The sequence below is a fragment of the Thiomonas delicata genome (genome assembly GCF_900088825.1).
Classification (GTDB): Bacteria; Pseudomonadota; Gammaproteobacteria; order Burkholderiales; family Burkholderiaceae_C; genus Thiomonas_A; species Thiomonas_A delicata.
Genome location: NZ_LT592171.1, coordinates 391,554 through 416,602, shown reverse-complemented (window position 1 = coordinate 416,602; position 25,049 = coordinate 391,554). Strand labels below are relative to the sequence as shown.

Annotated in this window: 24 protein-coding genes; 4 read left to right on the top strand and 20 right to left on the bottom strand. The window is 66.5% G+C overall.

Features of this window, described 5'->3' with window-relative positions:
• The first annotated feature begins 60 nt into the window (after positions 1-60).
• Positions 61-531, top strand: a complete 471-nt coding sequence (gene rlmH, locus THIARS_RS11470; protein ID WP_094161056.1) for a 23S rRNA (pseudouridine(1915)-N(3))-methyltransferase RlmH — start codon at positions 61-63, stop codon at positions 529-531.
• Between the two features lie 45 nt (positions 532-576).
• Here rlmH and THIARS_RS11465 read toward each other — a convergent pair whose 3' ends face one another.
• Both THIARS_RS11465 and THIARS_RS11460 read right to left on the bottom strand, forming a co-directional pair.
• Entirely contained in the window at positions 577-1,017 is a 441-nt protein-coding gene (locus THIARS_RS11465; RefSeq protein ID WP_094161055.1) for a PGDYG domain-containing protein, read from the bottom strand.
• Between the two features lie 49 nt (positions 1,018-1,066).
• Positions 1,067-2,980 carry an ATP-binding cassette domain-containing protein gene (locus THIARS_RS11460; RefSeq protein WP_094161054.1) on the bottom strand — a complete coding sequence of 638 codons (1,914 nt, stop codon included), beginning with the start codon at positions 2,978-2,980 and terminating at the stop codon, positions 1,067-1,069.
• Positions 2,981-3,085: 105 nt separating this feature from the next.
• Here THIARS_RS11460 and THIARS_RS11455 point away from each other — a divergent pair, with 105 nt between their 5' ends.
• Both THIARS_RS11455 and rng read left to right on the top strand, forming a co-directional pair.
• The gene (locus tag THIARS_RS11455; RefSeq protein ID WP_094161053.1) at positions 3,086-3,706 is read left to right on the top strand and encodes a Maf family protein; all 621 of its coding nucleotides are present in this window, start codon (positions 3,086-3,088) and stop codon (positions 3,704-3,706) included.
• Between the two features lie 11 nt (positions 3,707-3,717).
• Positions 3,718-5,199, top strand: a complete 1,482-nt coding sequence (gene rng, locus THIARS_RS11450; protein WP_094162096.1) for a ribonuclease G — start codon at positions 3,718-3,720, stop codon at positions 5,197-5,199.
• A gap of 15 nt (positions 5,200-5,214) precedes the next feature.
• Here rng and THIARS_RS11445 read toward each other — a convergent pair whose 3' ends face one another.
• The 4 genes from THIARS_RS11445 to THIARS_RS11430 all read right to left on the bottom strand — a co-directional run bounded on the left by THIARS_RS11445 (position 5,215) and on the right by THIARS_RS11430 (position 8,150).
• Positions 5,215-5,796, bottom strand: a complete 582-nt coding sequence (locus tag THIARS_RS11445; RefSeq protein ID WP_094161052.1) for a peroxidase-related enzyme — start codon at positions 5,794-5,796, stop codon at positions 5,215-5,217.
• Positions 5,797-5,943: 147 nt separating this feature from the next.
• Complete coding sequence (locus THIARS_RS11440) at positions 5,944-6,357, bottom strand: ArsR/SmtB family transcription factor (protein ID WP_094161051.1); 414 nt, start codon at positions 6,355-6,357, stop codon at positions 5,944-5,946.
• A 709-nt stretch (positions 6,358-7,066) separates the two neighbouring features.
• A complete protein-coding gene (locus tag THIARS_RS11435) occupies positions 7,067-7,477 on the bottom strand; it encodes a DoxX family protein (protein WP_094161050.1) in 411 nt (136 codons plus the stop codon).
• A gap of 49 nt (positions 7,478-7,526) precedes the next feature.
• Positions 7,527-8,150: an NADPH-dependent F420 reductase gene (locus THIARS_RS11430; RefSeq protein WP_094162095.1), complete on the bottom strand. Its 624-nt coding sequence runs from the start codon at positions 8,148-8,150 to the stop codon at positions 7,527-7,529.
• A 159-nt stretch (positions 8,151-8,309) separates the two neighbouring features.
• Here THIARS_RS11430 and THIARS_RS11425 point away from each other — a divergent pair, with 159 nt between their 5' ends.
• Positions 8,310-9,215 carry a LysR family transcriptional regulator gene (locus tag THIARS_RS11425; protein WP_222423068.1) on the top strand — a complete coding sequence of 302 codons (906 nt, stop codon included), beginning with the start codon at positions 8,310-8,312 and terminating at the stop codon, positions 9,213-9,215.
• Between the two features lie 141 nt (positions 9,216-9,356).
• Here the strand turns inward: THIARS_RS11425 and THIARS_RS11420 are convergent, their stop codons facing one another.
• From THIARS_RS11420 to THIARS_RS11355, 14 genes are all read right to left on the bottom strand, one after another.
• Positions 9,357-9,920: an SCP2 sterol-binding domain-containing protein gene (locus tag THIARS_RS11420; protein WP_094161049.1), complete on the bottom strand. Its 564-nt coding sequence runs from the start codon at positions 9,918-9,920 to the stop codon at positions 9,357-9,359.
• An 85-nt stretch (positions 9,921-10,005) separates the two neighbouring features.
• A complete protein-coding gene (locus tag THIARS_RS11415; protein WP_141202394.1) occupies positions 10,006-10,584 on the bottom strand; it encodes a hypothetical protein in 579 nt (192 codons plus the stop codon).
• A gap of 29 nt (positions 10,585-10,613) precedes the next feature.
• Positions 10,614-10,916, bottom strand: a complete 303-nt coding sequence (locus THIARS_RS11410; protein ID WP_094161047.1) for a hypothetical protein — start codon at positions 10,914-10,916, stop codon at positions 10,614-10,616.
• 181 nt (positions 10,917-11,097) lie between these two features.
• Positions 11,098-12,741 (bottom strand): glycerol-3-phosphate dehydrogenase, encoded by a 1,644-nt coding sequence (gene glpD / locus THIARS_RS11405; protein ID WP_094161046.1) that lies wholly within the window; start codon positions 12,739-12,741, stop codon positions 11,098-11,100.
• A gap of 190 nt (positions 12,742-12,931) precedes the next feature.
• Positions 12,932-13,852, bottom strand: coding sequence for an RNA polymerase sigma factor RpoH (gene rpoH / locus THIARS_RS11400; protein WP_094162093.1), 921 nt, complete (start codon positions 13,850-13,852; stop codon positions 12,932-12,934).
• A gap of 261 nt (positions 13,853-14,113) precedes the next feature.
• Positions 14,114-14,782, bottom strand: coding sequence for a molecular chaperone TorD family protein (locus tag THIARS_RS11395; protein WP_094161045.1), 669 nt, complete (start codon positions 14,780-14,782; stop codon positions 14,114-14,116).
• A complete protein-coding gene (locus THIARS_RS11390) occupies positions 14,775-17,849 on the bottom strand; it encodes a molybdopterin dinucleotide binding domain-containing protein (RefSeq protein WP_094161044.1) in 3,075 nt (1,024 codons plus the stop codon). Before THIARS_RS11390 ends, THIARS_RS11395 begins: the two co-directional genes overlap by 8 nt.
• A gap of 4 nt (positions 17,850-17,853) precedes the next feature.
• Positions 17,854-19,032 (bottom strand): polysulfide reductase NrfD family protein, encoded by a 1,179-nt coding sequence (locus THIARS_RS11385; protein ID WP_141202393.1) that lies wholly within the window; start codon positions 19,030-19,032, stop codon positions 17,854-17,856.
• Positions 19,025-19,951, bottom strand: coding sequence for a 4Fe-4S dicluster domain-containing protein (locus THIARS_RS11380; RefSeq protein WP_222423067.1), 927 nt, complete (start codon positions 19,949-19,951; stop codon positions 19,025-19,027). The genes THIARS_RS11385 and THIARS_RS11380 overlap by 8 nt, the downstream gene beginning before the upstream one ends.
• Before the next feature lie 134 nt (positions 19,952-20,085).
• The gene (gene rlmD / locus THIARS_RS11375; RefSeq protein ID WP_094161042.1) at positions 20,086-21,423 is read right to left on the bottom strand and encodes a 23S rRNA (uracil(1939)-C(5))-methyltransferase RlmD; all 1,338 of its coding nucleotides are present in this window, start codon (positions 21,421-21,423) and stop codon (positions 20,086-20,088) included.
• A gap of 64 nt (positions 21,424-21,487) precedes the next feature.
• On the bottom strand, positions 21,488-22,297 hold the full coding sequence (locus THIARS_RS11370; protein WP_094161041.1) for a 3'-5' exonuclease: 810 nt from the start codon (positions 22,295-22,297) through the stop codon (positions 21,488-21,490).
• Entirely contained in the window at positions 22,298-23,263 is a 966-nt protein-coding gene (gene rpoS, locus THIARS_RS11365; protein WP_094161040.1) for an RNA polymerase sigma factor RpoS, read from the bottom strand.
• Positions 23,264-23,288: 25 nt separating this feature from the next.
• Positions 23,289-24,233: a peptidoglycan DD-metalloendopeptidase family protein gene (locus THIARS_RS11360; RefSeq protein ID WP_094161039.1), complete on the bottom strand. Its 945-nt coding sequence runs from the start codon at positions 24,231-24,233 to the stop codon at positions 23,289-23,291.
• Between the two features lie 26 nt (positions 24,234-24,259).
• A complete protein-coding gene (locus THIARS_RS11355) occupies positions 24,260-24,895 on the bottom strand; it encodes a protein-L-isoaspartate(D-aspartate) O-methyltransferase (RefSeq protein ID WP_094161038.1) in 636 nt (211 codons plus the stop codon).
• Positions 24,896-25,049: the final 154 nt, after the last annotated feature.

Sequence of the window (25,049 nt, the reverse complement as noted above, 5' to 3'; positions counted from 1 at the left end):
CGCCTGGCGCATGCCGCGCGGGCCACATCCATACCAGTCCGCGGGCAACACCCTGACGGGATGAAACTCTGGCTGCTCGCCGTGGGACAGCGCATGCCGCGCTGGGTGGACGAGGCTTATGCCGATTACGCCAAGCGCCTCCCGCCCGAGACCCCGCTCGTGCTCAAGGAAATCCGCGCCGAAGCACGCGGCTCCAACACGAATGCCGACACCGTGATGGAGCGCGAGGCCCAGCGCATCGAGGCCGCGCTGCCGCAAGGCTGCCGCCTCGTGGCGCTGGACGAACGCGGCCAGCGCCACACCACCGCCACCCTGGCCGCCGAACTGCAGCGCTGGCGGCAGGACGGACGCGACGTGGCCCTGCTCATCGGCGGCGCCGACGGGCTGGCGCCGCGCATCAAGCAGCGCGCCGAGAACCTGCTGCGCCTGTCCGACCTCACCCTGCCGCACGGCCTCGCCCGCGTGCTGCTGGCCGAGCAGCTGTACCGCGCGCACAGCCTGCTGGCCGGGCATCCGTATCACCGCGCCTGAACGCGCGCACGGCACGCGGACCGCCCCGGCAACCGCAAGGACGTGTCAGACCGGAGCGTCGCAGGGTCGATAGACCTTGGCGAAACGTTCTTGCTCGACCACGCCGTAATCCCCCGGCGCATACTGCAGCACCCAGTCGCCTGCCTTGCCGCGCAGCACGTCGCCGCCGGCGCTGCGGGCCATGGTGAACGGCGCGGTCATGCGCCGCGCCAGCACCGGGATCGGCCGGTTGAGGTAAAGCCCGTCGCGCCCCTCCATGCCCGGCTCGGCGGGCGTGTAGCGGGCGTCGAAGCGCGCGCGCGAAACGCTCCACGAATCGCCGGTGGAACCGGTGACGAGCGCGTCGCCGCAACGGTAGCGGTTGGGGCCTTCGCGGCTGGCGAGTTCGCCGTCCTGCGTCGCGAAGCGAACCTGCACGCGCTCGTGCTTGACGTACCAGCGGGCGGCGATGTCGGTGCGCAGATCGATGTCGCGAAGTTCTTGCATGGTGGAGTTGCGGCCTGGCATGGCGTGTGGGCGTCGAGGACCGCCGCGCTCAGGCGGCTTCCAGCGCCTCCCAGCGCGCGAGGAGTTCCAGCATCTCCTCCTCGATCGCGGCATAACGGGCTTGCAGTTCGCCCGCGCGCTGCGGCGCGGTCTTGTAGAAATCGGGGTCGGCGAGTTGCGCGCCCAGAGCCTTCTGCTCGGCCTCGAGGGCGGCGATGCGCTGGGGCAGTTCCTGCAACTCGCGCTGCTCTTTGTAGCTCAGCTTGCGCTTGGCCTTGGCGGGTGCCGCCGCCACGGCCGGTGCTGCCGCTTGCAAAGCTTCGGCCCGCGCGGCCTCGCCACGCTTGCCGCCACCGCCCGCCTGTGCCGCGGCCAGGCTGCGCGCGCGCTGGGCCTGCACCAGCCAGTCCTGCACGCCGCCTTCGTATTCGCGCCAGCGGCCGGGGTGTTCGGGCGTGGACTCGGACACGATGGTGCTGGTCACCACGTTGTCGAGAAAACGCCGGTCGTGGCTGACCAGGAACACCGTGCCGTCGAAACTTTGCAGCAGTTGCTCCAGCAGTTCCAGAGTGTCGATGTCGAGGTCGTTGGTCGGCTCGTCCAGCACCAGCACGTTGGCGGGCCGGGCGAACAGGCGGGCCAGCAGCAGGCGATTGCGCTCGCCGCCGGAGAGCGACTTCACCGGGGAATTCGCCCGCGCCGGAGCGAACAGGAAGTCGCCCAGATAGCTCATGACGTGCTTGCGCGTGCCGCCGATCTCGATCCACTCGCTACCCGGGCTGATGGTGTCGGCCAGCGTGGCGTCGGGGTCGAGCGCGGTGCGCATCTGGTCGAAATACGCCACCGTCAGGCGGGTGCCACGGCGCACCACGCCGCCGTCCGGCTCCAATTCCCCGAGGATGAGCTTGAGCAGGGTGGTCTTGCCCGCGCCGTTGGGGCCGATGATGCCCACCTTGTCGCCACGCAAAATGGTGGCGGAGAAGTCCTGCACCACGATGCGGTCGCCGAAGCGCTTGCTCACGCCCTCCAGGGCGGCCACGATGCGTCCGCTGGACTGCCCGCCGTCCACCTCCAGCTTCACGCGGCCGAGCGCTTCGCGCCGCGCCGCGCGCTGCGCGCGCAAGGCCTCCAGCCGGTTGATGCGGCTGCTGCTGCGGGTACGCCGCGCTTCCACGCCCTTGCGGATCCACACCTCCTCCTGGGCCAGCAGCTTGTCGGCGCGCGCCGCGGCCACCGCCTCGCCGGCCAGCTCCTGTTCCTTGCGGGCCTCGTAGGCGCTGAAATTGCCGGGGTAGCTGCGCAGCTGACCGCGGTCCAGTTCCACGATGCGCGTGGCCACCGTGTCGAGAAAGGCGCGGTCGTGGGTGATGAGCATGACGCTGCCGCGAAACCCGGTGAGCAGGCCTTCCAGCCAGGTGATGGCGTCGAGGTCCAGATGGTTGGTCGGCTCGTCCAGCAGCAGCACGTCGGGCGCCGCCACCAGGGCGCGCGCCAGCGCCACGCGCTTTTGCATCCCGCCCGACAAGCTGCCGATGCGCGCCTCGCCCTGCAACTGCAGGCGCTGCAGGGTCTGCTCTACCCGCTGCTCCCAGTTCCAGCCGTCCAGCAGCTCGATACGGGTTTGCAGCGCGTCCAGGTCTTCCCCTGCAGCGTGCGCCTCGTAGCGGGCGCGCAGTTCGCGCGCCTCGGCCACGCCCTCGCCGACCACGTCGAACACGGTGGATTCGGCGGCAAACTGCGCCTCCTGCGGCACATAGATCAGGCGCAGGCCTTGCTGGGTCTGCACCAGGCCGTCGTCGGGCCGCTCCAGTCCGGCGAGGATTTTCAGCAGCGAGGACTTGCCGGTGCCATTGCGCCCGATCAGGCCGACGCGCTCGCCCGCCTCCAGCGCCATGGCGGCATGGTCGAGCAGGGGCAGGTGGCCGTAGGCCAGGCTGAGATCGGAAACGCTGAGAACGGCCATGGGGGCAAGGGTCTGTGGGGAGGTGGAGGGCGCGGGCATTGTGCCACCGCCGCATGCCGGGGCGCTTGCCCGGTATGATCGATTGTCCCCCACCGCCAAGCCCACATGCACGCACGCCCTCGTGTCGACCTCGCTTCCGCCAGCCCCCGGCGCCAGGAACTCCTGCGCCAAATCGGCGTGGATTTCGCCCTGCTCGCCCCCGGCAGCGACGAGGATGCCGAAGCGCTGGAACAGGTGCTGCGCGGCGAATCCGCCGCGGCCTATGTGACGCGGGTCACGCGCCTCAAGCTGGACGCCGCCGTGGCGCGCCAGATCCGCCGCGGCCTGCCGGACGCGCCCATCCTGTGCGCCGACACCACGGTGGCGCTGGGCCGCAGCATTCTGGGCAAACCAGGCGATGCCGACGAAGCCCGCGCCATGCTGGCCCGGCTCAGCGGCCGCGCCCACCGCGTGCTCACCGCCGTGGCGCTGCGCTGGGCCCGCACCGGGCGCCTGCACACGGCCGAAGTCCTGAGCACGAGCCAGGTTCGCTTCGCCGCGCTGACCCCGACGCAAATCGACGACTACGTGGCCAGCGGCGAGCCCTTCGGCAAGGCCGGCGCCTACGCCGTGCAGGGGCGCGCGGCCTGTTACATCCAACATCTGCGCGGCAGCTACTCCGGCATCATGGGGCTGCCGCTGTTCGAAACCGCGCAACTGCTGCGACAAGCTGGAATCCCCGTATGAACAACACCGGTCTGCAGGAAGACTTGCTGATCAACATCACGCCGCAGGAAACCCGCGTGGCCCTCATCGCCCACGCCGCGGTGCAGGAAATCCACATCGAGCGCACCCTGGAGCGCGGCCTGGCCGGCAATGTCTACCTGGGGCGCGTGGTGCGCGTGCTGCCGGGCATGCAGTCGGCCTTCGTCGACATCGGCCTGGAACGCGCGGCCTTCCTGCACGTGGCCGACCTGTGGCAACGCATGCTGGGCAATGCCGAGGCCAAGGCCGGCGCCCAGCCGGTCGCCATCGAGAAACTGGTGTTCGAGGGCCAGTCGCTGCTGGTGCAGGTGATCAAGGACCCCATCGGCGCCAAGGGCGCGCGTCTGTCGACGCAGATCAGCCTGGCCGGGCGCCTGCTGGTGCATCTGCCGCAGGACAGCCATATCGGCATTTCGCAAAAGATCGACGACCCCGCCCTGCGCGAGACCCTGCGCCAGCGCCTGACCACCCTCGCCCAGCAACACGACGCGCAGGCCAGCATGGGCTTCATCGTGCGCACCAATGCCGAGGACGCGGCGGACGCCGAGTTGCTCGACGACATCGCCTACCTGCGCAAAACCTGGGCCACGATCGACGCCCGCGTGCGCCAGAGCCAGGCCCCCGCCCTGCTCTACCAGGAACTCAGCCTGGCCCAGCGCGTGCTGCGCGACCTCGTCACCGACGCCACGCGCAGCATCCAGATCGACTCGCGCGAGAACTTCGAGCACCTGCAGGCCTTCGCCGCCGAATACATGCCGCGCGTCAGCGCCCGGCTGCAGCTCTACCGCGGCGAGCGCCCGCTGTTCGAGCAGTACAACGTGGACGAGGAAATCGAAAAGGCCCTGGGCCGGCGCGTGGATCTGAAATCGGGCGGTTACCTGATCGTCGACCAGACCGAGGCCATGACCACGGTGGACGTGAACACCGGCGGCTTCGTCGGCGCGCGCAATTTCGACGACACCATCTTCAAGACCAATCTGGAGGCGGCCCATGCCATCGCCCGCCAGCTGCGCCTGCGCAATCTCGGCGGCATCATCCTCATCGACTTCATCGACATGGCAAGCAGCCAGCATCGTGCCGCCGTGCTCGACGAGTTGAAAAAATCCCTCGCGCGCGACCGCGTGAAGGTCACCGTCAACGGCTTCTCCCAGCTCGGCCTGGTGGAAATGACGCGCAAGCGCACCCGCGAATCCCTCGCCCACCAGCTGTGCGAGCCCTGCCCGACCTGCGGCGGCCAGGGCCAGGTGAAGACCGCGCGCACCGCCTGCTACGACATCCTGCGCGAGATCCTGCGCGAGGCCAAGCAGTTCAGCCCGCGCGAGTTCCGCATCGTCGCCTCCAACGCCGTGGTCGATCTGTTCCTGGAGGAGGAAAGCACCCACCTGGCCGAACTGTCGGACTTCATCGGCAAGCCCATTGCCCTGCAGGTGGAACCCGCCTACGTGCAGCACCAGTTCGACATCGTGCTGCTGTAGGCGCGCGTCCGGGGTTCAGCCTGCCTTCGGCAGCCGTCCCAGCATGTAGAACTCGGGGTTGGGCATCATGCGCAGCAAACCGGCCATGCGGTTGGACAAGGCGAAAAACGCCGCAATGGCGCCAATGTCCCACGCATCCTCGTGGCTGAACCCCACGGCATACAACGCGGCGAAATCGGCATCGTCCACCGCGTGCGCCTGCTGCGCAACCTTGCACGCGAACGCCAGCATCGCCCGCTGCCGCCGGCTCAACCCGGCCTTGCTCCAGTCCGTGGCGATCTGGTCCGCGACCTGCGGATTCTTCTCGTGAATGCGCAAAATCGCCCCATGCGCCACCACGCAATACAGGCAGTGGTTGGCCGCGCTCGTGGCCACGACGATCATTTCCTTCTCCCCCTTGGTCAGCCCCGAAGGCTTGAGCATCAGCGCATCGTGATAGGCGAAGAAGGCGCGAAACTCATCCGGCCGGTGCGCCAGCGCGAGAAACACATTCGGCACGAAACCGCTGCGCTCCTGCACTTCCAGGATGCGATGACGGATGTCATCGGGCAAGTCGGCGAGTTCGGGAACGGGGAAGCGGCTGATGCGTTCGGTCATGGGAATGAGGCTCCGGGGGTCGCGCGGACCCCATTGGAGCGGCCGCGGCGATGACGCGCAAGCCTACGCGGTCCGCAATGGCTCGCTTGCCTTGGCCGGCAAGCCTGTCGGAAACACCGCCGAGGCCGACGCAGGCCTCTCGCCGGCTCAAAATTGACTGGGCAATTTGATGGGCCCGGCCCATTGCGTCGAACGGCCCGATGGTTTGGGCGCATCCAGTTCGGTTTCGATCTTCGTGTAAGCGGCGCGGCATAACTGAAGCACATCCTCGCTTCGCACGCGGTAAACCATCTGATTGCCGACCCGGCGCTTCGCCACGATCCCGGCCGAATACAACATTTTGAGATGTTGTGAAACGTTGGGCTGTGTCGAGTCGACCGCCTCGACAATGGCATTGACGCTTTTTCCCTGGTTGCAAATGGCGCTCAGGATACGCAGGCGCAAAGGCGTGGCCAGGGCGCTGAACAATTCCGCGGTTCGGATGAACACCCGATCCGTGGCTTCATCTTCAGCGGCGTGCTGAGTGCTCAGCATCCGCAAGGAAATCGATTGCGCTGACATGGCGAACCTCTGATGCAAAGACAGGTGTTGGTGGCCGGGACCGATCGATGCACGGGCTGTCCAATCGAAGCTGTGCTCGGACCCAGCCGCGAGGCAACGATAAGGAACCACCAGGGCCAGCGCGCAAAGGCGGCGAAGACTTGGTGGGCCGAGACCCCGGGGAGGCGCGGACCCGGCCTGGGCGAAACCGGCACGGTGGAGAACCGCAGTTGGTCAAGCCGGCCGCCCATGCATGCAAACTTGCAGACCATCGTGGACACGCCCATGGCGAAGTCATCTTCCGGGAATCGCAAAATCCGAAGCCATTCTCCGCGCAAAAATCGCCGTCAATCTTGATGGACATCAACCGGATACGCCTTGCCGTGGCCACGGCAGCCATCCATCCCGGCCCCATGGTGCTGAAGATTCGGCCTGGCCGAGGCCGCACGCGGCAGACACGCGCTCGGGACTCGTACCGGGGCCTGGGATCAAGGCCAGAACTACGATCTCGACCGCTCGGGTAAACTGCGGAGACTCCCCGGCCTCGTGCTTGCGGCTTCGCATCTTGGCGACGGAAGGCGCAGGTCAAGGGGCACTGCCCGAACTCGAAGCTTGTCCGTTCGGCTTCCCCCAACGGGCCCGGAGAGGTTGCGGTTCCTTCCGCCTATATGGAAGGAGTGGTGGTTGGGACAGGTTCGGACTGGCGCGGATGCGGGAAACCTCGATCGATTCAGCGCACCTTCGTCCGTGCCGGCAGCAAGGCCAGCGCCCCGTCACCCAGCAGACTCAGCGCGACGAGGCTGACCGCCCAGAAAGCCGGGTACTCCCAGCCGCCGCCCTTGTTGGTGAAGAGCCAGCCGTTGGCGCCATGCACCATGACGATGGTGCCGAGCATTTCCAGAGCCAGAGGCAACGCGACCCAAGGCGCATAGATGCCGAGGATCAGGGCCAAGCCTCCGGCAAATTCCAGCGCCATCACGCCATACGCGAACAAAGCCGGCAGGCCGAGCGAGGAGAGGTAAGCGACGAAGCCGGGGATCGTGAACACGAAAATCTTCAGCCCGACATGGGCGAGAAAGAGAACCCCGAGGCTCACGCGCAACAAGGTAACGCCGTAGGGTGTGGTGGATGTCTTGATCATGACGGTCTCCAGTGATGTGGGCGGTGTCGAATCCGGATGCGCAGACAGCTCAAGCCTTGCGCAACCACGTTGGGGCGATCGCGGTGCCAAGACCGGCGCCATAGCCGAGATAGATATTCAGTCCGGCCAGCGGTTCGAGGTATCGGGCGTTGCGCAGGCCGCCGGCGTCGATGACCTCAAAGCCGATCGAGCGCGCCAGCGCGCCCACCTTCTCCTTTGCCTGCAAGTCGTCCCCGGCGACGAACGTCGGGACTCTCTGCCCATGACCAAAATCTGCGCCATCGGCCAGAACCTGCGCAAATACGGTGTTGAAAGCCTTGACCACTCGCTGCTCGGGCAGCGCCGCGGCGATCTGCTCCGCGGCCGACGTCTCGTGACCGAGGGTCAGTCCCATGTAGTCGGCGGTCAGCGGGTTCGTGATGTCGATGACGATCTGCCCTGCGCGCAAGCCCGCGGCACGCAGCGCGGCGACTGCCTCTGCGTAGGCGGTCGCGACGATGACGATGTCGCTGTCGACCGTTGTTTGCGGTCTCGACGCCGCCGCGTACTGCGCCGCGAGAGCCTGTGCCTTGGCTGCGTCGCGGCCAAGCACGTTGACTCGATGGCCAGCCTGCGTGAGTTGCTTGGCGAACGCTGAACCCATATTGCCCGAGCCGACGATTGTGATGTTCATGATGTGTCCTTTGTATTGGGAATGCGGTTGCATGGAATCCATGGGTTCCACTGTAGATTTGATGAAATCGAAAAAAAAGACTGAAATATGGAATTGATATTTCCGAAAATCGAAATAAAAAATGAGGCCTCCATGGACATCACTTACGCAATGAAGGTGTTGCTGCAGATCGTCGATTCCGGCGGTTTTGCGCGTGCGGCGGCCGCGCTCGACACGTCGAATGCGGCCGTAACGCGCCAGGTCAGCGCGCTCGAAGCGCATCTGGGCGCGCGTTTGCTGAATCGCACGACGCGCCGACTCTCGCTGACCGACGCCGGCGCCGAGTTCTGTGCCCGCGCCCGCGGCATCCTGGAGCAGATCGCCGAGGCGGAAACCATTGCCGCCCAAGGGGCAGCACAACCGGTCGGACTACTGCGGGTGTCAGCGCCGTTATCGTTCGGCGTGATGCGCTTGGCGGCATTGCTGCCTGGATTTCGCGCCCGGTATCCGCAGTTGCGGCTGGACATCGACCTGTCCGACCGCGTCGTCGACTTGGCCAACGAAGGTGTCGATGTCGCGCTGCGCATCGCCGGCCGGCTCGATCCGAACCTGATCGCGCGCCGCATCGCGCCCGTCAGCATGGTGGTCTGCGCAGCGCCTGGGTATCTGAATCGCCACGGGACACCGTCCGAGCCCGCCGAATTGGCGCAACACGAAACCTTGAGCTTCAGCTACCTGTGGGCTGGTGACGACTGGCCGTTCACCGATGGCGACGGCAAGGTGACTCGCGTGCGGGTCCATCCTGCCGTCCACGCCACCAGCGGTGATCTGCTACGCGAACTTGCCGTGGCCGGCGGGGGCATCATCATGCAACCGACTTTCCTGGTAGCGAAGGAACTACGGCGTGGAACCCTCGTGCCGATCCTGAGCGATTACAAGACCCTGGTGCTGAACCTGTACGCCATCTACCTCAGTCACCGGCATCTGCCGAGCAAGGTTCGGGTTTTCATCGACTATCTCGTGCAGGCCATCGGCAGCGAGCCCGCCTGGGAGACGCAGCAAGAACACGTGACGTCTCGAACCTGACGGCCAGGGCGAAATCGCGGCACGGTGCGGACCTTCAACTGCATTCAGCAAGTTCGGCTGGATGGACAATCGTCCATCAAAAAGCCCGCAGCATGCGGGCTTCGGAAAGTCCGGGCGCTTGCGCCCGGGCATGGCCGGTTCTTACTTTGCAGCGCTGGTCTGGGTGCTGGCCGCCGGGCAGGTGCCGGCGTCGCCGGGAACCTTGCCGACCATGAGCAGGAAGCTCTCGAAAGGCTTGATGGCGCGCATGGCCACCAGCTTGGGGCCCTGGAATTCGAGCTTGCCGCTCATCATCGCCCACATTGGACCGGGGTCGCCCTTGCCCATGGACTCCCAGTTCTTGGTGCTGGCGTGCATGAGGAAGTCCACATCGAAATTGGCCGGGGTGTTGGGCGCGCCGCCGTAGGTGCAGTAGGCCTTGCCGTCCTTGGGCACGATCTTGAGTTCGACCATGGAACCTTTGCCGCAGTCGGTGCGGTACATCTCGACGATCTTGTAGCCGCGGCCCTTGTCGTCATGCAGCCATTCGCCGGCGAGGCCCTCGGTGAGTTGGGGCGTCTGGTTCCAGGCCTGGCAGAAGCTGGCGGTCCACTGCGGCGACATCAGCACCGGCGCAGCCTGGGCGGTCACGGCGGTGGTGGCGAACAGGGCCGTGAGCGCGGCGCGAACCAGGTGCTTGCGCGAGATGGGGTTGAATGCTTGCATGGGTTGTGTCTCCTCGGGTTGAAAGCCGGCCAGGCACGGCCGGGGCAAAAGCGGGTTGGTTTGGGTCTGGCCAGGGCGAGCGGGCTCAGGCGGTTCCGGGCCAGTCGTCGATCAAGTCTTGCGCGCGGCGCCGGAACGGTTCGGCCTTCTTTTCGTCGATGAACAGGCGGATGTACTTGACGCAGCTGTCCACCGCGGCGCGCTGGCCGGCCTGCGTGTTGTCGGCGGCGCGCAGCTTTTGCACGAGCTTGTCGGCCTGCTTGCCGAAACCCCGTGTGGCCAGCGCGCAAAGCAGGGAGCACAGGTCCCTTTCACCCGTCTCCCCGGCATCGGCCAGTTCGGACGACGCAAACAAGGACGCGGGAAATTGGGTGGTTGTCGCCGCCTTCGTGTCGGGGAAGCGGGTAGTCGACGTCACGCCTTGCGTTGCGGCGTCGACTCCTTCCACCGGTCGCACGAACCCTTGCCCCAGGAGCATGGAAATGGCTTCCTGCCAGCGTGCGCGGTCGCTGGCGCAGGCCAGCAGATCCGCGACGCGGCGCTGGCCGTTCACCAGCACGAGCACGCCGCGCACCATGGGCGTGAGGCGATGCGCGTTGGTGGCGAGTTCGTCGCGCCCGAGGGGGGTTTTTTCGAGGATCGAATCGAGCGAATCAAGTTGCATGGTCAGCTCCACTCAAGGATGCGGACCGCTCAGGCCAGTTCATCGATGATGCGGTGCACGAGCCGAATCGTGACCACCACATAGATGGCGCCGAACAGGAAGATGAGCGCAAAGACCATGCGCACCGAATCGGCCGGCAGGAGACCGAAAAACGGCGTGCCCAGATACCCCACGGTGAATAGAACGACCAAGCCCGTCAGCACCCGCCAGGCCTTGCCCACGGCCCCTCCCGGGATTTTGCTGCGCAGACCGAGGACCATGAACAGGCCCGCGATCATGACGGCGATGGCTGCCGCGTTGATGAAAAACGGTAAATCGAATGCAACTCCCATGCTTGCTCCTCCAGGTTTTTTTAATTTGGGGGGAGTATGCAACCCGCCGGACGTCTTGCCACTGGGGATTTTCCAGAATACGAATATGTCGTGCGGACCGTCCCGTGGCGCGGGTCCAGCACCCGTCGCCCGACCCTCGATGCGCCTCGACAAGCGGCCCGTCGTTCCAGGCCCGCTGACGTCAAGCCTTGGGTTGCTGCCGGTCGAACCATGCCGCCACGGCGGCGCGCTGTGCGGGTGTGAGGTGCAGGCCGAGCTTGCTGCGACGCCACAGGACGTCGTCGGCGCAGCAGGCCCATTCCACCTGCTGCAAATAACGCAACTCGGCCTCGTACAGGCCTGGGGCGACCTCTTCCCCGAGGTCGCGCAAGGCGCCGGCTTGGCTTGCGTCGGCGGCTCGCAGAATCTGGTCGATGCGCGAACCGTAGGCGCGGGCGTATCGCTGGGCGAGCGCGCCGGGCAGCCATGGGACGCGCCGGGCGACGGCCTCGACGAAACGCGCGAAGTCCTCGTCCGGGCGCCGCAGCGGGCCAATCCACGCCCCCAGGTCGCCGCCCGGCAGCGCGGCGGTCGCCGTCCACGCCGGGCGCGGCTCGCCGAGCGCGGCGCAAAGCCGGTCGGCCGCCTGTTCGGCGAGCTTGCGGAAGGTGGTGATCTTGCCGCCCCAGACGGTGAGCAGCGGCGCGCCGGAAACGTCGAACTCCAGCCGGTAGTCGCGCGTGGCGGCCGCCGGGTCGCCGGCGTGATCTTCGAGCAGCGGGCGCACGCCGGCATAGCTCCACACCACCTGCGCCGGCTCGACGGCGGCGCGGAAATAGCGGTTGACCTGGGCACACAGATAGGCGATTTCAGCCTCGCTGACATGCGCACCGGCGGCGGGGTCGTCCACCTCGACGTCGGTGGTGCCGATGAGGGTGAAGTCGTGCTCGTAGGGAATGGCGAACACGATGCGGCGGTCGTCCGCCTGCAGGATGTAGGCGTCGTCGTGGTCGAACAGCCGCGGCACCACGATATGGCTGCCGCGCACCAGGCGCAAGGCGCCGCGCTCGCGCGGGGCGGCGCCGTCGGCCTCGTGCAGCGCGGTCTTGAGAAAGCGCTCGGCCCACGGCCCCGCGGCGTTCACCAGGGCGCGTGCCCTGAGCTGCGTCGGCGGGCCGCCCTCGCCCTGCAGCGTGGCGGTCCAGGCGTCGGCGGCGCGTTCGGCGCGCAGGCAGGCGGTATGGGTGAGCACGCACGCCCCGCGCTCGGCGGCGTCCACCGCGCACAGCGCGACCAGCCGGGCGTCGTCCACCCAGCCGTCGGAATAGACGAAGCCGCGCGCATAGTCGGCCCGCAGCGGTGCCCCGGCCGGATGGCGGCGCAGGTCCAGCCCCCCGGAAGCGGGCAGCCAGGCGCGGCGCGCCAGGTGGTCGTACAGGAACAGGCCCAGGCGGATCAGCCACGCCGGGCGCATATGCGGCGCGTGCGGCATGACGAAGCGCAGCGCGGCCGTGATGTGCGGCGCCGCGCGCAGCAGCAGTTCGCGTTCCTGCAGCGCCTTGCGCACGAGACCGAATTCGCGGTATTCGAGGTAGCGCAGCCCGCCGTGGATCAGCTTGGTGGACGACGACGAGGTGTGCGCGGCGAGATCGTCGCGCTCGCACAGCACGACGCGCAGCCCACGCCCGGCGAGGTCGCGCGCGATGCCAACGCCGTTGATGCCGCCGCCGACGACGAGCACGTCGGTCTGCGGCGGCGCGTCCTGCCGCGGAGTCCTGCCCTGTTCGGATCCGGTTGCATGATCGGCCCGGCCTGTCGTCGCAGCATGATGATGTCGCAGGATCATGGGGTATTCGCTCGCTGTCCGGTGCGCCAAGGTTGGCGGTCCGACCCCGTCCCCGGCATTCTGCATTGCGTCCAAGGCCTGGCCCGTGCGCCCTCTGGCCGGGTGACGCAACGCCGCGGTCGTCCCAACGAACGAGGGCGCCGCCGGATACCGACGGCGCCCTCGCGCCAAGCAATTCAGAAGGGGCCCATCAAGCGTAGCTTGCCAGCGCCTGGCGCATCTTTTTCATCGCCTGTACCTCGATCTGCCGAATACGCTCGGCCGATACGCCGTACTCGGCTGCCAGGTCGTGCAGGGTCTTGCCGCCGGAGCCGTCGTCGTTCACCGCCAGCCAGCGCGACTCGACAATGCGCCGGCTGCGCGCATCCAGCGACTCCAGCGCTTCCTCCAGCCCATGCACCTGCAGATGCTCGCGGCTGCGCGCCTCCAGCACCGCGTCCGGCTCGTGGCTGCGGTCCGAAAGGTAGGCCATGGGACCGTAAACTTCCTCGCCATCGTCGCCGAGGGGTTGCAGCGACACGTCGCCACCGCCCATGCGCTGCTCCATTTCCACCACGTCCGCGCGCTTGACGTTCAGCGCCGCAGCCACCGATTCGATCTCGGCCTCGTGGAAATTGTCGAACCCCTGCTTCATCGACCGCAGATTGAAAAACAGCTTGCGCTGCGCCTTGGTCGTGGCTACTTTCACCAGCCGCCAGTTGCGCAGGATGTACTCGTGGATTTCGGCCTTGATCCAGTGCAGCGCATAACTCACCAGGCGCACACCCTGCGCCGGATCGAAGCGGCGCACCGCCTTCATCAGGCCGATGTTCCCCTCCTGGATCAGGTCGGCATGCGGCAGGCCGTAGCCCAGGTAATGCCGGGCCACCGAAACCACCACCCGCAGATGCGAAAGCACCAGCTTCCCGGCGGCGTCGCGGTCTTCCTTTTCCCGCCAGGCCAGCGCCAGCTTGCGCTCTTCCTCGGCGCTGAGCATGGGCATGCGGTGAACAGCGGAAATGTACGACTCCAGGTTCCCAAGGCTGGGCACCTGGGCCGGAAAGCCGAGCGCGAACGAAGCGGCACCCGCAGCGGGTTGCAATGTGAGGGTGCTGGATTGGACTTGGGCCATATTCATACTCCTCTGTCTCGATCTGGAAGGCGATTTTAGCACTCGCGGGGTGAGACTGCTAAGCGGCTTTGGAGTTCCCCGGAACACAGCCGCCGCCTGGAAACCGTCCGCGGCTGCAGACGACGCAGGCCGGGCAGCAAGGCCGATGTCCAAGTTCGGCTTTCTTGTCAAACCGCCCGAAACCAGCGATCACTGACGGACGTTCTGGACGCGCCTGCAGGCTGCGCCAACTGGCAGCGATCGGCACAAAACCGCCCTCGATCACTGCGCGCTGGATGGGAATGCGACAGAACCTTCGACCTGTGCGGGTTGAATCGGAATGCGTTTGTGCGCCAAGGAACGCTGGGGCGGGGTCAAGGGCGGGTAATCCTCGCGCACGGCATCGAGCAGATCTTGCAGCGCTGTGCCGAGCAAGGCGATGTAGGGGCTCTCGGCTTGGCAAAGCAAGTTCGCGAAAGTGTCGGCCCAGGGCTGGACGTGCTCGCCGAGAAATTCCCCCAGTACCACGCGATCCGTTTCGCTGTCCTGGGCGGCATCGAGCAGCAACGCAAGAAAGGCCAGCAGGACCCCCACGTGATCCAACGGACGATTGGCGGCGGCCAGGATGGGGTCAGCCGGCAGTGCCGCTGTGTCAAACCCCGCAGCGTCAAACCAGGGCCGCAGGGCATCGCCGCCGTCGTATTTCGGTGTGGGAAAGTGCCAATACTCGGCCGTCTCCTGCGCCTGGCTCAGGACATGGGAGAAGGGGGGCAGGAAACAGCCCGACTGCGGGATACACAGAAAATCGTAGAAATCCTGGCGGGCGCGGTCGAGATCGAGCACCCTGCCGCCAGCGACGTCCAGGGCCGCCAGCGTCCGCGCATCCGGGGCATTGAGCAGCAGATACGACGCGGCGCTGGCCAAGCGCCCCAGTTCGGCGGTGTCAGACATGGGCAACCTCTTTCTCCAGGCGCGCCTTGGTGTTGTAGAACACCACACTGCCCCCGGTGAGATCCATGAGCGACATCTGCCACACGTCGGGATCGCGCCGCATGATGGGGTTGAGGTGAATCCCGGCGCGGCGTACCGCATCGCCCATCACGCGCTTGCCGCCGACCTGGTAGTTGCTCGCCCCATACCCCCAGTGTCCATAACCGACCTCGAACAGGATGACGCCCGGGCGAATGCCCTCGAGCACGACGGCACGGCCCCGGCGCTTGCCTTCGGGGGTCACCACCCAGATCCAGTCGCCGTCCTCGATGCCTAGCCGCTTGGCGTCAGCGGCGGCCATGTGCACGCCATTGCCAGGGTTGATTTCGCGCAGTGTGTAGTTCGACACCAGGCGTGAATGCGATTGCAGCGCGCCTTTCATGGTGATGATGGTCATCGGCCAGTCCTTCGGATCGTCGAGCTGATCCAGAGGCTTGCCCATTGCCGTGGCGGGCTCCACCCAGCGGGTGGTGCCATGGAAATAGGCGCCGCTCATGCTGTTGCGTGTCGTGCCTGTTTTCTCGGCATAAAAGTGCAAGGGCTTGGTGTACTGGTAAGCCAGTTGATCGCCCTTGCGCGAGCCGGTATGGGGCTGGAAGCGGCCACCGCGCACCAAGCAACCCATCACCACGGGCCACTCCTCGGGCTTGAGCGTGCCGGCGAATTTCTGGTGATAGTCGCCCAGCGCCGTGATCGCGATTTCCTGCGCCGTCGCCGCCGGCACTTCGTCACCCTCCACGCCCTTGGCGGCGACCAGATTCGCCACGGCCTTGAGGTAAAAGTCTTCGCGGCGGTTGAGAGGCCAGTATTTGCCGTCCGCGTCGGGAATGCCCTTGGTGCCGTAACCGGGCATGCCGATGCGCTTGGCCACGTCGATCAGGAATTCCTCCATGCACACATGCCGCCCATCGGGAGTCTTCGACGTCAGGCTGACCGCCGGCCAGCGCACGCCCGTGCCCTTGGTCAGCGTGGTGGGAAAGGTGTCGACCAAGTCGTAACTCTCCAGGTGCGACACGTCGGGCACGATGTAATCCGCATACATGCTGGAGTCCCCGACCACGATTTCCGAGGCGATGATGAGAGGGATGTTCTTTGGGTTCTTCATCGCCTCGATGAAGGCCGGGTTGCCTTGGCCCGGCACGCTGTACAACGGGGTGGCCTTCTGCCACATGAGGATGTCCACGCCATAGGGATAGCGCTGGATGGCCGAGGGCAGAGTCTCGGTGTACATCGCGAAACTGAGGGGGAACCATGGCCGCTTGGGCGGATAGGGGTTCTGGCCCGCGGCGACCTTAGCCTTGTATTCGCTGGTGTCTTCGTAGTGGAACTTCTCGCGGTTGATGATCACCCCCTTGGCCAGGCCCTCGGCCTCCGGCACGCCGACGATGTCGTAGCGACCTTTATTGACGGGATAACCGCCGCCTCCTGCGGTCAAGCCGCCGGTCCAGTTCATATTGCCCACCAGCAGATTGAGCAACAGCACCGCCACGCCGTTGTAATAGCCGTTGGGGTGCTTGACCACCCCGCGATACATCGTGCTGGCAACCTTGCGGCCGTGGCTGGTGAACTCGCGCGCCACCTCCATGATCTGCTGCGGCTCGATGCCGCAAATCGCCGCGTACTGCTCGATGGTGTGCTCCTGCGCGGCCTCCTTGAGCAGGCGAAAGGCCGTTTTCACCGCGACGCCGTTGACCTGCCCGCTAAAGTCGAGTTGTCCGGTCTTGGCGCTTGCCGCCTGCGCGGGCTTGCCGCTGGCGGCGTCGATCACCACGCGATCGTCATCCCCCTTGGCCTGGGAAGCCCCCAACCCCGCCACGTCGGCCGTCAGGAAATGCCGTGCCTGGGGATGCCCGGAATCGACGATCACCAGATGCGTCGCGTCAGTGTGCGACAGGTCGCCCGCCGCCTGTGCCGCAGCCAGGGTGGGATAAGACAGGTAGGGCGCGTTATAGCGCTGGTTGTCCATGATCCAGCGAATCATGGCGAGCGCGAGAGCGCCATCCGTGCCGGGTTTGATCGGCAGCCAACTCGCACGATCGCCGACCACGCCGCCGCGACTCAGCTTGGGGTCAACCACCACATACTTCAGGCCATCCGGCTTGGATCGGGCTTCGGCCACGTATTTGCCCTGAGTCTGCATCGGGAAGTTGGCGTCGCCGGGCTGCGTGCCCCAGTAGATGATGAACTTGGCCTCGCGCACGTCGGGCTGGGTCATGTTGATGCCCGAAAACACATGCTGATGGGCGATATGGTGGCTGAGTTCGCACTCGTTGACGTGGTCGAACACGTTCACGCTGCCGAAGGTGCTGCCGAATCGCTGGGCGAACGTCATGCGCGTGCCCACCAGGCGGCCGCCTTGCAGCACAAAGCCGTTGGTGCGCTGGCCGAATTCCGGAGCGTTGGGGTCCATCGGTTCGTTGCGCTTGGCGTACAGGCCGCGAAAACCGAGGACGTCCAGGTCTTGGCTCGCCTGGTCATGGGTATCGGCAAAAATCTTGCCCCCTTCGGTGACTTCAGTGATCAGCGTGTCCCAACGGATCGGCTTCCATTGCCCGCTGCCGCGAGGGCCAACCCGTTTGAGCGGAACCAGGACGCGATAGGGGTCGTAGGTGGACTGGATGCCGGTGTTGCCGCGCGCGCACACGGTGCCGGGCAGGCGCGCGGTATCGATCAGCGGCGTATTGACCGCGGTGTATTCGCTCAGGGTGTTGGGGTGGTAGGGATTGCCGATGATGCGTTGGATGCGCCCGGTCTTGCGGTCGATTTTCACCCGCAGTCCGCATTCGCTGTGGCATTGCAGATCGACCGTGTGGTGCAGGGTCCATTGCGAGTTGGGCACGAGCTTGCCGCTGGCCGCGTCATGCAGCCATTCGGGCGTGTTGGAGTTTCCGTAGATCGGGTGCAGCGCCTTGCGGCCACGATGGGTCAGCGGCACCAGATCGATCAGGCGTTTGGAAAATCCGAGCGTGCCTGCCCCCAGGCCGGCAACGGCACCCAGTGCCAGCAGACCGCGACGTGAGATGTCCATGATGTCAAACCTTTTTGGGTGTGAAGAATGGCGCCGATTGCGCCTCACGCGGCATGGCTGCCAGCAGTGCGGCGAGGGCGCCCAGCAGCAGCAGCACGCTGACCCCCGTGTACCAGAGCTCTGTGAAATTCAATTGAAAGGTGTAGTAGCCAGCCCCGCTCCTGTTGATGGCCTCGCCGCCGATGACAATGCCGATGCGCATCGCATACGAGCCCCAGGTCGCGCCGAGGAAGGCCAGCAACTGTGCCCAGTAACTGCGCCCGGTAGGCAGAAGCAGCAAGGCAAGCGGAATCAGCAGGCCGATGATGGTCAGGTTCAAGGTGATTGGCGCGGCGTAAGGGCCCATGAACAAATTGGCCGCACGCAGCTCCTCGATGGTGCCGAAGCGCCCGAGCCACCACATCCAGCCATACCAGGTCACCAGGCATACACCCAGTGCCACGGCCGCCGTTTGGCGATGGCCGGTTTGTGCCGTGGGGCGCGAGGCCGTCACGGCCCAGGCCAGCGCCGGGACCACCGCCATCTCGGCCAACGCCGCCACCGCGAGTGTGCTGGCGAGGAACAGGATGGGCACCGCGGCTGAATTCCACACCGGTATGCCATGCTCGTTCATGAGGAACACAGCGGAATACAGCGGCGCGAACAAACCGAGAAAGGCCGTGGCGACCAACACCGGTTTGAGCCATTTCGATTCGAACACGCTGTAATGCCGGCTCCACAGACTGAAGATGTCGGCCAGCCGGCGCCAGATGCCAGAAAGTTTCTCGACTTCGGCACCGAGCCGCGCGCGCGGGATGCACTGGAAACTCAGCCACCAGGCTAGCACCAGAAAAACCGGCAGCAGGATGATGCCGTATTTGATGATGGCCGTATCCCAGTTGGACCAGCCAAGGAAGTAGCCAAAAATCAGCCGCCCAGGCTGCTTCACTTCAGCCAGCACGTTGACGAAACCGGCCAGGATCAGAGCGACGATCAGCGGCATGGTGAACCGATGCTCCACCGTGTCGGGACGCCCGCGCCAGGCGTTGATCGCCCAGATCAACGCCAAGCCGCCCGCCACGCCCAGGGCCCAGGAGTAGTTGGCGAACAGGATGGAAAACGGCCGGTCGTGAACGACGTTGTACAACTCGTTGAGATGCCGAAGAGGTGGAACGAATTGCGGCGTGGTGAGAGGGTTAGACATGATCGGCCTCCCTGCGGGTGGAGATGTTCCAATCATGGTCATTGCGATCCATGTCCTGCTGTTCTTTCGACCACAGTGTTGGAACCCCGGGTGGGTTGTTCTGCAACTCGGTTGTCAGGCCGATGTAGAACACGCGCGGTTCGTTGCCGGTGTCCGGCTTGAGCTGCTGGATGACATCGCTCAGGATCTGTTTGGTCATCGGATCGTTTGGATCCATGAGATCGCCGAACTGACGCGCGCCGCCCACACAGGTTTCCACGCAGGCCGGCAACAGGCCCTGGTCGACCCGCTGGGAGCAAAACGTGCACTTGTCGGCCGTCTTGGTGATGGGGTTGATGAAGCGGGCGTCGTAAGGGCAGGCGTTGACACAGGCGCCGCAGCCCCAGCACAGGTCGTAGTCGATCTCGACGATGCCGTCCTTGCGCTGCCAGGTGGCCCCTGCCGGACAGACCTCGATGCACGATGGGCGCTCGCAGTGATTGCACAGGCGCGGCAGGAAGGCGCGCTTGGTGTCGGGATAGGTGCCCAGTTCAACATCCGGCACCCAGGTGCGGAACACACCGGTGGGGATGTTGTTCTCGAATTTGCAGGCAACCGTGCATGCCTGGCAGCCGACGCATTTGCGCAGGTCGATCAGCATGCCCCAGCGCTTGCCCTCGAACCCTTCCCTGGCAAGATTGCCGTCTTTGGCGGTGTAGGCATAGACCGAACGATCATGCCCGAATTCGAAATCCGTACCAGCAGGCGCGAGCGATGCGGGCGGGTCGCCGAAGGCATCGTCACCCGGCTGCTTGGTCTCCTGCGCCACGGCTGCAGGCAGATCCACTGCAGCTGCGGCCGTTGCCCCCAGAGCCTTGCGGAGAAAGCCGCGCCGGTCAGAAACAGAAACCGCAGCCGCAGGCTTTTCGGAATTGTTCATCATGCGCCTCGTTCCATCTTGACTATTGATGAAACAACGGTAGGCGCCCCGTCGTCACCAGCCGTTGACGTGAGTCAATCGCATCGAAATAAAAAGTTTCGCGCTCGTAACAACCTAAAACAATACGCGCGTTTCTAGGCCCGCTCGAACACCGCGATCGACTCGATATGCGAGGTGTGCGGAAACATATTGACCACCCCGGCTGACTTGAGCGCGTAGCCGCCCTGATGTACCAGCATGCCGGCGTCGCGCGCCAGGGTGGCGGGGTTGCACGACACGTAGACGATGCGCGCCGGGGCTTGCAGGCCCGCGGCGCGCGCCTCCACCAGGGCCTTGCACAGGGCCAGGGCGCCTTCGCGCGGAGGGTCGACAAGCCATTTGTCGAATGCGCCGAGTTGCTGCAAGGCGCTGGCGTCCATGTCGAACAGATTGCGGGTTTCAAAACGGGTGTTGCGTTGCAGGCCGTTGGCGGCGGCGTTGTCGCGCGCGCGCTGCACCAGGGCCTCGCTGCCTTCCACGCCCAGCACCTGCGCGGCGCGGGTGGCCAGCGGCAGGGTGAAGTTGCCCAGACCGCAGAACCAGTCGGCCACGCGCTCGTTCGCCTGCGGGGCGAGCAGGCGCAGGGCGCGCGACACCAGGGCCTGGTTGATGCGGTGGTTCACCTGGGTGAAGTCGGTGGGCTTGAAGGGCATGCGCACGCCGAATTCGGGCAGCGCGTAAGCCAGCGGCGGGTCCTGCGGGTCGAGCGGCGCCGCGGTGTGCGGCCCGCCCGGCTGCAGCCACCACTGCACGTCGTGCTCCAGGCCGAAGACGGCGAGCGCTTTCAGGTCCGCCGCGGCGAGGGGTTCGAGGTGGCGCAGCACGAACACGGTTTGCGCCTCGCCCACGGCGAGTTCGATCTGCGGCAGCCGATCCGGGCAGGACAGGCCGGCGATGAGCGCGCGCAAGGGCAGCAGCAAGGCGGACACATGCGGCGGCAGGATGGCGCAGGAGCGCATGTCGGCCACGTAGGTGGAACCGCGCTCATGAAAGCCCACCAGCACGCCGCCCTTCTTGTGCACCAGGCGCACGGTGAGGCGGGCCCGGTGCCGGTAGCCCCAGCTGGGACCGGCCAGCGGACGCAGCATGGTTTGCGGACGCACCTGGGCGAGGTGCCAGAGGTCGTCTTCCAGGGTGCGCTGCTTGAAGGCGACCTGCGCTTGCGGATCGATGTGCTGCATGCTGCAGCCGCCGCAGACACCGAAGTGCGGGCAGCGCGGCTGCACGCGGGTGAAGGCGGCGCGGCGCCATGCCACAGCCTCGCCCTGCTCCCATTTGGCCTTGCTGCGGGTGATGCGCACGCGCACCTCCTCGCCGGGCAGGGCGCCGGCGGCGAACACCACCTTGCCGTCGGCCCTGTGGGCCACGCCACGTGCTTCGAGGTCGAGCGCTTCGATGCGCAGCCATTCTTCGGAATTCGTCGTCGTGTTCATGGGCCATGCAAGTTCGCCGCGCCAGCCTGGGCGAGCCGGGGCGCGTCGGGGTGGAAACAAACCGTCAAGCCTTGGAGGGTTCCGGCGGGTGCCAGGCCTGGAGGTATTCGGCCCAGTGCGGCTCGGTGGCGCCCCATTCGGCCAGGGTCTGGCGCACGAGGGCGATCTCGTCGTCGTAGGCCTGCGGGGAGGCGATGCCGCCGCGCATGAGCTGGAAGCGGCAATACAACAGGTAGGTGTTGAGCACGTCGGTTTCGCAGTAGCGGCGCACCGCGTCCACCTGGCCCTGCCGCCAGGCGTCGTAAACCTGGCTGCCGTCCATGCCGAGCTTGCCGGGCAGGCCGCAGAGCTGGGCCAGCACGTCCATGCCCGCGTTGGCGCGCGGCTGGTAGAGCGCGAGCAGGTCCATCAGGTCGAGGTGGCGGGTGTGGTAGCGCGAGATGTAGTTGTTCCACTTGAACTCGCGGTCGTCCTCGCCCATGTCCCAGTACTTGTTGGCCTGCACGCCGTGCACCAGGCCGCGATAGTGCAGCACGGGCAGGTCGAAACCGCCGCCGTTCCAGGACACGAGCTGGGGTTCGTGCTTGTCGACGATGCGGTAGAACCCCTGCACCACCGCCCCCTCCTGGCCGCCGTGGTCGACGAAGGAGTGCACCTTGAGGCCCTTGTGCGGATCGCGGAACAGGCAGGAGACGACCAGTACGCGCTGGCAGACGACGGGGAGGAAGTCGCTGCCGGTCTGCTCCTTGCGCCGCACCTGGGCTTGGGCAATGGTGGCGTCGTCGTCCAGCCCGGGGTCGGCCAGGCCGGCGGCGCGCACGGCCTGCGCGTCGGGGATGGTCTCGATGTCGAAGACGACGACGGGCGCGGCCATTCAGAGCACCGAGGACTTGTCGACCCCGCCCTTGGACAACCTGCGCTTGAGCTTGAGCAGGGCTTCCTGCTGAATCTGGCGCACGCGCTCGCGGGTCAGGTCCAGGCGCTTGGCCAGGGATTCGAGGGTTTCGGTGTCGCGCCCGTAGAGACCGAAGCGCGCCTCGATGACCTCGCGCTCGCGCTCGACCAGGGTTTGCAGCCAGGTGTCGAGCAGATGCGCGACTTCATGCGCCTGGGTGGTGTCCTCGGGGCCCGGGGCCTGCTGGTCGGCGAACTGTTCCTGGTAGCTGTCGCCCGCGCTGCTTTCGTGCATGAGGTCGAGCGAGGCAGGCAGCTCGCCGAGCGTGAGCAGGTCCGACACCTCGTCGGCGGTGCGGCCGATGAGGCTGGCGATGTCTTCCACCGAGGCCGTGCCGTTGGGGCTGGACTCCTCCAGGTGGCGGCGCGCGCGCAGCACCTGGTTGAGTTCGCGGATGACGTGCACCGGCAGGCGGATGGTGCGCGCCTGCTGCATGATGGCGCGCTCGACGTTCTGGCGGATCCACCAGCTGGCATAGGTGGAGAAACGAAAACCGCGTTCGGGCTCGAATTTTTCGATGGCGTGCATCAGCCCCAGGTTTCCTTCCTCGATGAGGTCGGCCAGCGCCACGCCGCGGCCGGCATAGGCCTTGGCGATGCTGACCACCAGCCGCAGGTTGTGCTCGACCATGGCCTGGCGGGCTTCGAAGTCGCCCTGGCGGGCGCGGGTGGCGGTGTCGAACTCCTGCTGCGGAGTCAGCAACGGCTTGATGCGGATCTGGTTGAGATAGGCCTGCAGCACGCTCTGGCTGGCGGCGTCGACACTGTCACCAGCCAGGTCGGCGAGATCGCGCACCGGGGCCGTCTCGGGCGCCTCATCGTCGCGCCCGCCGCCTGCATCCTCGGCAGACGACGGCGGCAACGGCTTTCTGGGCGGGCGCGGCATGGCGGCGGAGCTAGGGCTGCGCGCTTCAGCGCGGCGGGAGGACCTGCATGGGGTCGATGGGCTTGCCGCGCAGGCGCACCTCGAAATGCAACTCCACGCGCGGCGCATCGGTCGCGCCCATGAGGGCGATCTGCTGCCCGCGCTTGATGTCCTGCCCGTCCTTGACCAGCAGTTTTTCGTTGTGCGCGTAGACGGAGATGTAGTCGGCGTTGTGCTTGATGATGACCAGATTGCCGAAGCCGCGCAGTTCGTTGCCGGCATACACGACCTTGCCGCTCGCCGCGGCGAGGATGGGATCGCCCTGCTTGCCGGCGATGTCGATGCCCTTGCTCGTGCTGCCGTTGTAGACCTGGATGACCTTGCCCTGCGTCGGCCAGGACCACGCCAGGCCGCCATTCTCGGCCACCGCCTTGGGCGGCGTGACCGCCGTGGTGGCAGGTCCCGCCGCCGGCTGGACCTGCGGCGCGACGGGCTTCGCCACCGAAGCCGGCGCGGCCGAGGAAGCGGGAGCAGACGTGGCGGCGGGAATGGGGGCCAGCGGATAGGCCTGGACCACCTGGCTTGCGGCCGGCGCGGCCGGGAGTGCCTGCGGCGCAGCGGGCGATGCGGCGACGGCGCCGGGGTTCGCGCCAGGCGGCGCAACCCGCAGCACCTGACCGACCTCGATCACATTGGCGTCGCTCAGATTGTTCCAGCGCACGATGTTGTGCCAGTCCTGCCCGAACTGGAGCGCGATGCGCCGCACCGTGTCGCCGGGCTGCACGGTGTAGTAGCCAGGCTGCCCGGCGTAGGGGGCGTTGGGCCCGGCTGCCGCCGCGCCCGAGGCCGATTGCGCTGGCGTGACAGCAGACTGCCCCATGATGGAGCCGACGGGCGTGAAGTTCTTGCTGACCACGGGTGCCGGGGACAGCGAAACGGTCGAACAGGCGGCAAGCAGCGAAGTGAGCAGGAGCGGCAGGATCAGTCGCATGGTGGTGCCGAGGCGTCCAGGTGGCGTCAAAGAACGCCCGATTTTAGGGGGACGAAGCGCGCATCCTCCACGCACCAGGACTCGACCCTGCCCGTGCCGAGCTTGCGGTAGGCCATCAGCCGCTGGGGTTGCCCGACCGGCGCCAACAGCACGCCGCCTGGACGCAGTTGCTCTAGCCAGGCCTGCGGCGGCTCGTTGCAGGCCGCGGCGCTGAGCACGGCGTCGAACGGCGCGCCGGAGGATGCGCCGGCCGAACCGTCGCCAAGCAGCAGGCGCAGATTGGCCAGCCGCAAGGCGCGCAGATTGCGACGCGCCAGTTCATGCAGGGCACGGATGCGCTCGACGCTGTAGACCTCGCCCGCAACGCGGCTGAGCACCGCCGCCTGGTAACCGCAGCCGGTGCCGATTTCCAGCACGCGCGCGGGCTTCGCGCCCAGGCTTTGCAACAACACGGAAGCACAGCGCGCCACGACCGAGGGCTTGGAAATGGTCTGGCCGTGGCCGATGGGCAGGGCATTGTCGAGATAGGCCTGCGCCGCCAGACCGGGTTCGAGAAAGATGTGCCGTGGGACCGCGAGCATGGCGTCGAGCACGGCCGGCTCGATACCGCCCAGTGCGCGCAACCGCTCCACCATGCTGGCGCGCACGGCCTGCGAATCCATGCCAATGCCCGTTGGCCTCGCGGGCGCAAGGGCTTGCGCGGCCTTGGGCGCCCTGCTTCCCGCAGCGCGTCGTGTCGCGTCACTGGCAGGCCGCGCGCCCGATGCCGCAGTACCCGGCAAGCTTGCCGGAAAGCGCGCACGCGGCGGGCGGGAC